Annotated in this window: 6 protein-coding genes; 4 read left to right on the top strand and 2 right to left on the bottom strand. The window is 40.9% G+C overall.

All coding sequences use genetic code 11. The features are described 5' to 3' along the window. Nucleotides 1-17 precede the first annotated feature (17 nt). A complete protein-coding gene (locus tag DRW42_RS25160; RefSeq protein WP_113951640.1) occupies nt 18-2,195 on the top strand; it encodes an alpha-galactosidase in 2,178 nt (725 codons plus the stop codon). Nucleotides 2,196-2,539: 344 nt separating this feature from the next. Here DRW42_RS25160 and DRW42_RS25150 read toward each other — a convergent pair whose 3' ends face one another. Next, on the bottom strand, nt 2,540-3,040 hold the full coding sequence (locus DRW42_RS25150) for a hypothetical protein (RefSeq protein ID WP_113951638.1): 501 nt from the start codon (nt 3,038-3,040) through the stop codon (nt 2,540-2,542). A 784-nt stretch (nt 3,041-3,824) separates the two neighbouring features. Here DRW42_RS25150 and DRW42_RS25145 point away from each other — a divergent pair. The 3 genes from DRW42_RS25145 to DRW42_RS25135 all read left to right on the top strand — a co-directional run bounded on the left by DRW42_RS25145 (nt 3,825) and on the right by DRW42_RS25135 (nt 11,628). Next, a complete protein-coding gene (locus DRW42_RS25145) occupies nt 3,825-6,149 on the top strand; it encodes a GH92 family glycosyl hydrolase (protein WP_113951637.1) in 2,325 nt (774 codons plus the stop codon). A gap of 710 nt (nt 6,150-6,859) precedes the next feature. After that, entirely contained in the window at nt 6,860-8,254 is a 1,395-nt protein-coding gene (locus DRW42_RS25140; RefSeq protein WP_341866241.1) for a sugar porter family MFS transporter, read from the top strand. A 71-nt stretch (nt 8,255-8,325) separates the two neighbouring features. Then, nucleotides 8,326-11,628 carry a DUF5107 domain-containing protein gene (locus tag DRW42_RS25135; RefSeq protein WP_244215367.1) on the top strand — a complete coding sequence of 1,101 codons (3,303 nt, stop codon included), beginning with the start codon at nt 8,326-8,328 and terminating at the stop codon, nt 11,626-11,628. Between the two features lie 1,003 nt (nt 11,629-12,631). Here DRW42_RS25135 and DRW42_RS28895 read toward each other — a convergent pair. After that, a partial coding sequence (locus DRW42_RS28895; protein WP_158544399.1) for a hypothetical protein occupies nt 12,632-13,151 on the bottom strand: 520 nt, incomplete at its 5' end.

The following is a 13,151-nucleotide window of genomic DNA, read 5'->3' as shown; positions in this document are numbered from 1 at the left end:
CAGAGAACCTATATTATATGAAACTATCATTCACTTTATTTTCGGGCCTAATGTTATGCTTGCTGGAGGTAAAATCGCAAACGGTTATCCCTATAGAAACCAAACAAAATGCCATTGTGCTACAGGCAGATACCAAAACCAGTGTTAAAATGGTGTATTACGGGCCTAAACTGGCTGCGCAAGGCGATTACGCCAATATTTTAAGTTCTTATAAGCAGGGTAGCGATTATACAGGGTTAAACGATGATGCTTATACCACTTCGGGTACCAGGAATTTATTCGAACCGGCCATTACCGTTACCCATGCCGATGGCAATAATTCCCTCGATCTGCACTATGTAACTCACAGTGTGAAAAAAGAATCAGATAATGTTTCTATTACCAGCATCGTATTAAAAGATCCGGTATATAACCTCGAAACCACCCTTTATTACAAAGTTTATTACAACGAAAACGTGGTAGAGCAATGGAGCGAGATCAAAAATAATGAGAAGGGCAATGTAACCCTGCACAAATTTGCTTCTGCCAACCTGTATTTAAGGGGAGGTTCCTTTTACCTTACCCAGTACCATGGCGATTGGGCAAAAGAAATGCAGCCCGAAGAAACGAAAATTACCCACGGGATAAAAACGCTCGATTCGAAACTGGGCACACGTGCCAACCTCTTCCAGCCTTCTGTTTTTATGGTTTCGATGGATAAACCGGCTACAGAAAATGAAGGAACCGTACTTTATGGTACGCTGGCCTATAGCGGTAACTTCCGCACCGACCTTGAACTCGATCATCTGGATAACCTGAGGATCATTTCAGGCATCAACAACTATGCATCGGAATATAGTTTGAAACCGAACGAGGTTTTTACTACACCGGCCTTCCTTACTACGTTATCAACCACGGGTAAAGGTACAGCAAGCAGGAATTTGCAAGCCTGGGCACGTAATTACCGTTTATTGGATGGTAAAGGCACAAGATTGACCTTGCTGAACAATTGGGAAGCTACTTATTTCGATTTCGACGAGAATAAACTGTTCGGATTGATAAAAGATACCAAAAAACTTGGGGTTGATATGTTTTTACTGGATGATGGCTGGTTTGCCAACAAATATCCCCGCAATGGCGATGTTGCCGGTTTGGGCGATTGGGACGAAAATAAAAAGAAACTGCCTAACGGAATCTCTTCACTGGTTAAAGAAGCCAAAAACAATGATGTAAAATTCGGAATCTGGATTGAGCCCGAAATGGTAAACCCTAAAAGTGAACTTTACGAAAAACATCCTGATTGGGTAGTTAAAGAAGCTAAAAGGGAAGAGTTTTATTTCCGTAATCAGCTGGTGCTCGATTTAACCAACCCGAAAGTGCAGGATTTTGTTTTCGGTGTGGTTGATGATCTTTTTACCAAAAACCCCGAACTGGCCTACATTAAATGGGATTGCAATGCGGTAATCTACAATGCACATTCGGCAACCCTTAAAAATCAATCTCACTTTTATATCGAATATGTTCGTGGATTGTATAAAGTACTCGAGCGCATCAGAAAGAAATACCCAACCGTACCGATGATGTTATGCTCTGGCGGTGGCGGCAGGGTAGATTATGGTGCTTTACAATACTTCACCGAGTTTTGGCCAAGCGATAATACCGATCCTTTAGAACGTATTTTTATGCAATGGGAATATTCTTATTTCTATCCGGCCATTTCGAGTTCCAACCATGTTACAGATTGGGGTAAACAACCGATCAAGTTCCGTACCGATGTGGCCATGATGGGCAAAATGGGCTTCGATATTGTGGTAGGTCATTTATCGCCAAACGACTTAGCTTTTTGTCAGGATGCCATTAAAACCTATAACCAGGTTAAACCGGTAATCTGGCAGGGCGATCAGTATAGGCTTTCTAACCCGAGGGAAAACAGTGTGGCCTCGATGTTATACCTTACCGAAGATAAAAAAACGGGTATCGTGTTCAACTATCTGGTAAGTAACCGCTACGCGGAGGGAAGTAAATTGCCGATCAGGTTTAATGGTTTAGATGCTGCTAAAAAGTATAAAATCTCCGAGATCAATGTATATCCGGGGGCTAAATCATCGATTGATAACAGCAAAATCTATACAGGAGATTTCCTGATGAAAATTGGCTTTAACCCTGATGTAAACCAAAGCAGAACCAGTGTAGTACTCAAAATAGAAGCACAGTAAGACTGTTATTAAAAATATTCTCAGCCCTTAGTATGGTGGGTTAATATCATACATGTGCCGTAAGAGCTGGTTACTCTTACGGTTTTCTTGTTAACTGGTTTATCGGTTCGTGTCTCACCAACCGAAATAGTATTACTTTTTGCAGTTTAAATTGCCACGGATGCACAGAAAACACGGAGAATCTTCCTGCGGTATCGTCATTATTAGGGACGTGATCTCCGGAGTATAACGGAGTGGAGAGATCTATATAGATAGATTTCTCGGCTGCGCTCGAAATGACGGTAATCTTAAGGGAGTTTTCTCCTTTGTGTTTTCCCTTTGCGGTTAAAAAGAAGCAAATAGATTTAAAACTCATACATGTTATTAGCACGCAAGTTTTCAATTCCTGCAATAGCGCTTGCTCTTAAATTAAGCTCGCCATCGGTATCTTTCTCTATTTCTATCAAAGATTTATGTGCATTTTGACTGAAAAATAAATTAGCCTGTGTATGGTATCCCACTAAAAAATCAGTTAACGAAGCTACATCAGCATTAAAACCTTCACTTTCAAAGTTAAACCAGCATGAACTTTCATAGGAGATAAATTCTTCTTCACCTATTGAAAATGAAACATGCATGTTCCAGCTATTTGGTCCATTAGGTGTAATAATGTCTTCATCATCAACGGCATGCTCAACATAATATTGGATATTAAATGTAATGAATAGTGTGTTTAGCCCCTCAATCTTCTCTCCAGTAATATCAAAGCCAGACTCGTAACGTCCAGGATGTTGATTTTCTGCCAGATATTCATCATTATAGATGTATTCATTCACTTTAATGGGCTGTACATTAAATATTTTCATTCGAAACGTAATTTATATGGTATTGATAATGGGTTTTCTTCTTAAAAACTCGCAGGCCAAATTAAAGATACATTGTTTTGCCTCAAGCTGCAAAATTCGTCATTGCTAGAAGGCTTTTTCTGCCGACGAGGCAATCTTATAACAATCGCCACTAGCATTCGCATTAGATTGCTTTCCAGTAAAACCTATCGTGTGGGCACAAATCCAAAGATTCTTTTTTCCGCTCCTATGCCGCGGAGGCATGGTACTTTGGAGCGCCAAAGTACCCAAAGCGCTTTGTCAATCCAGCAATGTGCTCCACACAAGCCCTTTCACATCAAAAAAACAGCGGCACTTTGTTTTGTTCAGCAAGTTTTCAATAAACTAAAGTGTATGCAAGAGCTGAACAAAACCACTGCGTTTTAGGTTTGAAAGTGCCGGTTGTGCTATTCTACAACTGTTTTTTTGATTTCCTGCACTTGGGATTGACGGGCGTTCTTCGGTAAAACCTGTTTGTTATCAAAGCAAGATAGCATAACGCCTTTAAAAATGTGTGTCCATACGATAGGGTAAAACGGGACAGGCTGTACCTCATAACGACGGCCGTTTTATTAGTTGTCATCCCTAGCGAAATCAAAGTGTCTCTGTGGTAAAACAATGTAAAATGGATGATGGAAATTCTGCGGTAATCTGCAAAATCAGCGGGAACCAAAAACGATTAAATTATCAACCTCTAATAGCCTTTAAAACTTATTATTCTTATATTTAAATCGTTTTACTTGATCCCTTTACAACCTAACCTGATATGAAATCGACCTTTGCGTACAGCATAGCCCTTGGCATTACTATATTGTTTTCTTCCTTCACCCCAAAACCTAAAACCAAACAACCAGCCGATTATGTGAACCCATTTATTGGCGCCACCACAAGCATCGGTCTCGCCGGAACCTACCACGGTTTGGGTAAAACATTTCCTGGTGCTGCCACGCCTTTTGGTATGGTACAGGTAAGTCCGAATACCATTACCGGTGGCGATAATGGCTCAGGTTACAGTGATGAGCACCGTACTATCGAAGGTTTTGCCCTTACCCAGATGAGCGGAATCGGTTGGTATGGCGATATGGGTAATTTTTTGGTGATGCCCACTACCGGAGCCTTAAAAACTGCTGCCGGAAAAGAAAATGGAACTAAGGGTTACCGCTCTGTTTATGATAAAAAATCAGAAAAAGCTTCTGCCGGATATTATAGCGTGCAACTAACCGATTATGCTGTAAAAGCAGAACTAACAGCCGCAACCCACAGTGGAGTGATGCGTTTTACTTTTCCCGAAAATAAACAATCAAGGATCCAGATCGATCTTGCGCGCCGTGTTGGCGGAACCTCGACCTTACAATATGTAAAAGTGGTAAACGATCATGCTATTGAAGGCTGGATGAAATGTACACCAGATGGTGGTGGCTGGGGCAACGGCGATGGACTGGCAGATTATACCGTTTACTTTTATGCGGAATTTAGCAAACCCTTAAAAAATTATGGCGTATGGTCGGCCGCGATACCCGATACCTGGAAACGCAAGGCCGAAAATGTATTTAGCGAAGAATATCAGTCGGTAGTTGCCCATTCGGCCATTTTAAAGGGAACAAAAGAGAAAGAGGGCAAACGTTTAGGCTTTTATACTGAGTTTGCGACCAAAAAAGGAGAGCAGGTGCTAATCAAAACTGGGATCTCATATAACAGCATTACAGGAGCAAAAGCAAATCTCGGCATAGAAATCCCTGATTGGAACTTTGATCAAATACATGAACAGGCCCGGTTGAAATGGAACGATGCTTTATCGAAAATCAAGGTTACAGGTGGTACCGAAGATGAAAAAACTGTTTTTTATACCGCTTTGTATCATACGCTGATCGATCCGCGTACTTTCGAAGATTTGGATGGGAACTATCTAGGCGGCGACGGGAAAATCCATCAATCTAAACAGTTCACTAAACGGACTATTTTTAGTGGCTGGGATGTTTTTAGGAGTCAGATGCCGCTGCAAACCATCATCAACCCGGTTGTGGTGAATGATATGATCAATTCGCTGGTTACCTTGGCGGATGAAAAACAGAAAGATTATCTGGAGCGCTGGGAACTACTCAATGCCTATAGTGGCTGTATGATTGGCAATCCTGCTGTTTCGGTGATTACCGATGCCTACCGGAAAAACATCCGGAATTTTGATGTACCGAAAGCCTATCAGTTATCGGTTAACAGTGTAGAGAAATTCGGAAATGGCGATCGGGGTTTCTCAGGCGAATCTGTAGGTATTGCCCGTACGCTTGAATATGCCTATACAGAATGGTGCGTGGCCATGCTGGCGAAAGATTTGGGCAAAGCAGCCGATGAGGAAAAATATGCGAAGAGAAGTTTATCCTATAAAAACATATTCGATCCCGAAAAGAAATGGTTCAGGCCAAAAGATGAGAACGGAAACTGGTTGCCATGGCCTGCAAAGGGCAGGATGCAGCAGGATTATGGTTGTATGGAAAGTAATCCTTACCAGCAGGGCTGGTTTGTTCCTCATGATATTGAGGGAATGGTGAATTTAATGGGTGGAAAAGAGCATGTTATTGCCGATTTAAATGCCTTTTTCGATAATGCACCCGAAAATATGAAATGGAACGATTATTATAACCATCCTAACGAGCCTGTGCACCATGTTCCGTTTTTATACAACAGGTTGGGGGCTCCGTGGCTCACGCAGAAAAGAAGCAGGGATATTTGTCGCAATGCTTACCACAATAGCGTAGAAGGTTTAGTAGGAAATGAAGATGTAGGGCAGATGTCGGCCTGGTACGTGCTGGCTACTGCAGGTTTGCATCCTGTTTGTCCTGGCGATAACCGTTACGAAATCACCAGTCCGTTATTTAATAGCGTTGAATTAAAACTGGATCCAACTTATGCCAAAGGAAAAACCTTTAATATCATCGCTAAGAACAATTCTGCTGAGAATATTTACATCCAGAAAGCAACATTAAACGGAAAAGTTTATAACAAATGTTACTTAAATCATGATCAGATTATTAGTGGAGGAACTTTGGTTTTAACGATGGGCAATCAACCCAATAAAAACTGGGGACTTGAATGATGGGAAAATGTAAAATGGATGATGTAAAATGGATGATGGAGAATGTAAAATGGGTGATGGAATTTCTGCGGTGATCTGCGAAATCAGCGGGAGCCAAAAAGGATTTTTCTAAAGTTGTCGTCATTGCGATGAGGCTTTTTCAGCCGAGGAAGCAATCTTACAACGATCGCTACATGCGAGTGCTTTAAGATTGCTTCGTGCCTCGCAATGACGAGCTTTTTCTATTGATTCTGCCAATGACGGCAATCGAAAGCCACGCAGTGCTCAGCGAATCTAAATCTATCTCGAGGTAGATCTCTCCATTCCACTACCGATGTAAAATCGGTACAGGTCGCGTTCCAGTCGAGATGACGACTGTTTTTATTAAGCCGTCATGCTGAGCGTATTCGAAGGATCTTTTATGGTTGTGTTGAGTATAAATCATCCATCAAATATTTCCATGCAGGTCTGTTTTTTATTAACTGTGATATATGGGGTATAACAATTTTTTACGATTTATAATGATGTGCGATGCTTTTAAAGTAATTCTGTGCTATTCTAAGCCTCAATTTTTCATTATTGTTTCTAACAGACCGTAATTTATGAGTTTGGAAAAAACTAAAAGTATGCTATTGTTGATGATGATAGTATTGTCCATGTGATTGCGCCGATAATCCATTAAATTACCTGTTAAAGGTGTTGGATGCTTGGGATTGGATATTTAGTTTTGAATATCAGATTTCAACATTAAATCTGCTAACCAAATACTCATAATAATGGACAATCAAAAAGTAGCTTACAATAACACCTACATCCTGGGCATCTCCTTTATATCGGCCCTTGGCGGATACCTATTCGGTTTCGATTTTGCCGTAATTTCGGGTGCATTGCCTTTTTTAAGAACCGAATTTGCCCTGAATGCTTATTGGGAAGGTTTCCTTACCGGGTCTTTAGCCCTGGGTTGTATTATTGGCTGTTTAATAGCCGGCAATATTGCCGATAGCAAAGGCCGTAAACCAGGTTTAATGCTTGCCGCATTAATTTTTGCCGCATCCTCTATCGGAATGGCGCTCTCTCATAACCTTACCATTTTTATCCTCATGCGTTTTGCTGCGGGCATTGGTGTTGGCATGGCCTCCATGCTAAGCCCCATGTATATTGCCGAAGTTTCACCTCCCGAAAAACGCGGCCGTAATGTGGCGATCAATCAGCTTACTGTGGTCATCGGGATTTTGGTTACCAATTTAATCAATTATAAACTGGCCGATTATGGCGTTAATGCCTGGCGCTGGATGTTCGGTTTAGGTACCGTTCCGGCAGCATTGTTTCTTTTGGGCGTTTTGTGGTTACCCGAAAGTCCACGTTGGCTGATCAAAGCCGGCAGGATTGATCAGGCCAAAAAAGTATTGAACAAAATCGGTAATTCGTATTTTGTAGAGCAAACTTTTGCTAAAATCAGCACTTCAATGGGTGGTGGCGAAGAAAAACAGACTTATAAAGCTGTTTTTGCAAAAGCCATCCGTCCGGCAGTGGTAGTAGGCATTACTTTAGCCGTTTTCCAGCAATTGTGCGGCATCAATGTGGTATTTAACTATACCTCAACCATTTTCGAAGCGGTTGGTGCAAATTTAGACAGGCAGCTTTTCGAAACCGTTGCCATTGGCATTGTGAACCTGGTATTTACCATTATTGCCATGTGGCAGGTAGATAAGCTTGGCCGCAGGCCGTTAATGCTTATCGGTTCATTAGGTCTGTCGATATTGTACATCATCCTCGCTTTCCTTTTACAAAGTAACGCACAGGCCAACCTGGTTTCGGTTTTTGTATTGCTTGCCATTGCCACTTATGCCACTTCGCTGGCTCCGGTAACCTGGGTGCTCATCTCAGAAATTTTCCCGAACAGTATCAGGGGGAAAGCTTCATCGGTGGCTATTGTAGCCCTGTGGAGTGCCTATTTCGTGCTGGTATTTACCTTCCCGATTTTGGCCAAATGGCTCGGTGCATTCGGACCATTTTACCTGTATGCTGTAATTTGTTTGGCAGGTTTCTTCTTCGTAAAACGCAAAGTGAAAGAAACCAAAGGGCAGACCTTAGAAGAGTTGGAAACGAGTTTAATCGGACATTAAGCCTACAAGCAAATCGCGATTAAATATCCTTATTAAATACCTATCAAAAATATAAAATGCTCATTCGAAATATGAAAGTTAAAGTTTGGACAGAAGCTGTTATTATTCCAACCTATGAGGTTGGCCTGCCGGAAAAAAATCCGGTATTTATTGAAAAAAGAGTGTACCAGGGCAGTAGTGGAGCCGTTTATCCTTACCCTGTGATCGAGAAAATTGCCGATGAGAAAATAGATAAATCCTACCAGGCCGTTTACCTGGAGAACGATTTTGTAAAAATCATGATTCTGCCCGAACTGGGCGGAAGGGTACAAATGGCTTTTGATAAGACCAAAAATCGTCATTTTATCTACTATAACCAAGTAATAAAGCCCGCTCTGGTTGGTTTAACCGGTCCGTGGATTTCTGGTGGTATCGAATTTAACTGGCCACAACACCACCGTCCTTCAACCTTCGATCCTGTTGATTCACTGTTTGAAGAAAACGAAGATGGTAGCGCAACCGTTTGGTGCAGCGAGGTAGAAAGGATGTTCCATACCAAAGGAACCATTGGTTTTACCCTGTACCCCGATAAAAATTACCTCGAAATTAAAGGTCAATTGTATAACAGAACACCTTTTCCGCAAACCTTTTTGTGGTGGGCCAATCCTGCGGTGAAAGTTAACGACGATTATCAGTCTGTTTTTCCACCCGACGTAAATGCAGTTTTCGACCATGGTAAACGTGATGTTTCTTCTTTTCCGATTGCAAAGGGAACTTATTATAAAGTAGATTATTCGCCGGGTACCGATATTTCACGTTATAAAAATATCCCTGTGCCAACTTCGTATATGGCAGTTTCGTCTAAATATAACTTTGTGGGTGGATATGAGAATGATAGCAAAGGCGGGTTGCTTCATGTAGCCAATCACCATATTTCACCAGGCAAAAAACAATGGACATGGGGTAACGGCGATTTCGGGCAGGCCTGGGATCGCAACCTTACTGATGAGGATGGGCCATATATCGAACTGATGTGCGGTGTTTATACGGATAATCAACCTGATTTTTCGTGGATCATGCCGGGCGAATACAAAGATTTTGTACAGTATTATATGCCATACCGCGATTTAGGCGTGGTAAAAAATGCAACCAAAAATGCCATGGTTAATATCGAACAGGCAGATGGAAAACTGATGGTTAAGGTGTATACCACCGGACTTTATCCAAACACCAAAATTGTATTGAAAGATGGCGACCGCGAATTGCTGAACGATTTATACGATGCAGCGCCAACGCTATCTTATGAGAAAGAGATTGCTTTTGAAGGAAATCCTGAAGAATTGCAGATCAGCGTTACTGATGGAAAAGGCAATATTTTAGTGGATTGGACATGGGAGGGTGAAAATGAAACCGATATTCCTGAGGCAGCAAAACCCGCAAAAGTTCCGGCCGATATCGAAAATAACGAACAGCTTTTCTTAACAGGATTACATCTGGAGCAATACCGTCATGCCATTTACAACCCTTTTGATTATTACAATGAAGCTTTAAAAAGAGATGACGGCGATATCAGGTGTAACAATGCCGTAGGACTTTTAAAGTTAAGAAGGGGAAAGTTTTCCGAATCGGAAGCCTATTTTAAAAAAGCCATAAAAACGCTTACTGCCCGCAACCCGAATCCTTATGATGGCGAACCTTATTTTAACCTGGGTTTATCGTTGAAATTTCAGGATAAACTTGACGAAGCTTATGATGCTTTTTATAAATCGATCTGGAATGCTGCCTGGCAGAACCAGGGTTATTTCAATATCGCACAGCTTGATGTGATTAAAGGTGATCTGGAAAGTGCATTAACACATATCGAAAAATCGATCTCTAAAAATAGCCACGATGAAAAAGCCCTGCATTTACAGGTGGTGATTTTACGCAAGTTGGGCAAAACCAAAAAAGCTTTGGCTGCGATAGATGCCTGTCTGGAAAACGATCATTTTAATTTTGGAATCCGTTTCGAAAAATATCTTTTATCTGAAAAACCCGGTGATTTAAACGAAATACATGCTTTAATCAGGAAGAATATCCACAGTTATATCGAATATGCACTTGATTATGCGGCTGCCGGACTTTACGACGAGGCTATTTTGCTCTTAAATTCGGGTATCGAAGTGCAAAAGGATGTTTATCCATTGGCATACTATTACCTGGCCCTGTTTTACAGTAAAAATGGAAATGAAAAACTGGCAAAAAGTACATCTTTCCAAGCTGCTGCTGCAAATCCCGAATATTGTTTCCCTAATCAGATCGAAGCGGTTCTGGCTTTAAATCATGCTATAACTTTAAACCCCAATGATGCAAAAGCACCTTATTACCTGGGTAATTTCTGGTATGCCTTTAAACATTATGATGATGCGATAGCCTGCTGGGAAAAATCGATTGCAATCGACCCGAACTTCCCGACTGTTCAGCGAAACCTGGCTTTGGCCTATTATAATAAAACCGACAAACAGGAACAGGCTGTTGCCTTGCTTGAAAAAGCGTTCGAGCTGGATAAAAATGATGTCCGCATCTTAATGGAGCTCGATCAGTTGTATAAAAGGGTAAATAAAGATCTTGATTTCAGGTTTAATTTCCTGGAGAAAAATAAAAACCTGGTAACCCAGCGTGATGACGTATATCTCGAATACGTTACCCTGATAAATCTTGATGGAGAACACCAAAGGGCACTTGAGTTATTGAAAAACAGAATTTTCCATCCATGGGAGGGAGGCGAAGGTAAAGTAGCCATTCAATATGTAACCGCTTTGGTTGAGCTTGCTAAAGAGGCCATTACTGATGGAAATTATGAAACAGCTATCCAATACCTGAACGATGCGCAGAAATATCCGCATAATCTTGCTGAAGGTAAATTGGCAGGTGCACAGGAAAACGATATTTTTTATTGGTTGGGTGTAGCATTCGAAAAGCTCAACGACAGCAACCGGGCAAAAGAATACTGGGAGAATGCGGCGAACGGTTTAAGCGAACCTGCTGCGGCGATTTTCTATAACGATCAGCAACCTGATAAGATTTTTTACCAGGGTTTGGCCTTACTTAAACTGAACAGGAAACCTGAAGCCGATTTACGCTTCGAAAAACTTGTCAATTATGCCAAAGAACATATCAACGATCATGTAACTATCGATTATTTTGCAGTTTCATTACCGGATTTAACCATTTGGGAAGACAACCTGGATAAACGCAATAAAATCCACTGTTTATACATGCAGGGATTGGGTTACTTAGGCTTGAAACAAATGGATAAGGCTGCTGAATCATTTGATGTGGTATTAACTATCGAAAATGGCCACCTTGGGGTGGTGGTTCATCAAAAATTGTTGGAACCCTCTAATGTTAGATAACTTCGGAGGTATCTTTAAAGAAGTCAAGTTTTTAAAACTTGACTTCTTTTTTTTAAAAAATCGGCAATCTCGAAATTGGTACCTGTAGAAAAAAATACAAAACGTTCCTACGGAACGAAAAAAAACATTCTGTTTTTTTCTACCCATCAATCGTCCCGATGGGACGTCAGAGATAATTTTAAATCCAAAAACCTCCCAGCGAAACCATTGATAAAAACACATGATTACGATTTAAAAAAACATTTTTCCCCATCCCAGCGGGACGATTGATGGGATGGCAGAGATAATTTTAAATCCAAAAATCTCCCAGCGAACCCATTGATAAAAACACATGATTACGATTTAAAAAAACATTTTTCCCATCCCAGCGGGACGATTGATGGAGCGGCAGAGATAATATTAAATCCAAAACCTCCCAGCGAACCCATTGATAAAAACACACGATTACGATTTTAAAAAAAACATTTTTCCCCATCCCAGCGGGACGATTGATGGGATGGCAGAGATAATTTTAAATCCAAAAATCTCCCAGCGAACCCATTGATAAAAACACATGATTACGATTTAAAAAAACATTTTTCCCATCCCAGCGGGACGATTGATGGAGCGGCAGAGATAATATTAAATCCAAAACCTCCCAGCGAAACCATTGATAAAAACACACGATTACGATTTTAAAAAAAACATTTTTCTCGTTCCAACGGGACGATTGATGGGGCGGCAGAGATAATTTTAAATCCAAAAACCTCCAAGCGAAACCTTGATAAAAATACATGATTACGATTTAAAGCACATTTTTCCCGTCTCAGCGGGACGATTGATGGGACGGCAGAGATAATATTAAATCCAAAAATCTCCCAGCGAACCCATTGATAAAAACACATGATTACGATTTAAAAAAACATTTTTCCCATCCCAGCGGGACGATTGATGGAGCGGCAGAGATAATATTAAATCCAAAACCTCCCAGCGAAACCATTGATAAAAACACACGATTACGATTTTAAAAAAAACATTTTTCTCGTTCCAACGGGACGATTGATGGGGCGGCAGAGATAATTTTAAATCCAAAAACCTCCAAGCGAAACCTTGATAAAAATACATGATTACGATTTAAAGCACATTTTTCCCGTCTCAGCGGGACGATTGATGGGACGGCAGAGATAATATTAAATCCAAAAAGCTCCCAGCGAACCCATTGATAAAAACACACGATCACGATTTTAAAAAAAAACATTTTTCCCCGTCCCAACGTGTCGATTGATGGGGCGGCAGAGATAATTTTAAATCCAAAAACCTTCCGGCCAAACCATTGATAAAAACACACGATTACGATTTTAAAAAAAAACAGTTTTCCCCGTCCCAACGGGTCGATTGAGGGGGCGGCAGAGATAATTTTAAATCCAAAAACCTTCCGGCCAAACCATTGATAAAAACACACGATTACGATTTTAAAAAAAAAAACATTTTTCCCGTTCCAAAGGGACGATTGATGGGACGGCAGAGATAATTTTAAATCCAAA

Source organism: Pedobacter miscanthi (genome assembly GCF_003315595.1).
GTDB classification, from domain to species: Bacteria; Bacteroidota; Bacteroidia; order Sphingobacteriales; family Sphingobacteriaceae; genus Pedobacter; species Pedobacter miscanthi.
The sequence above is the reverse complement of the archived record's forward strand: the minus strand, read 5'-3'. Positions and strand labels throughout refer to the sequence as shown.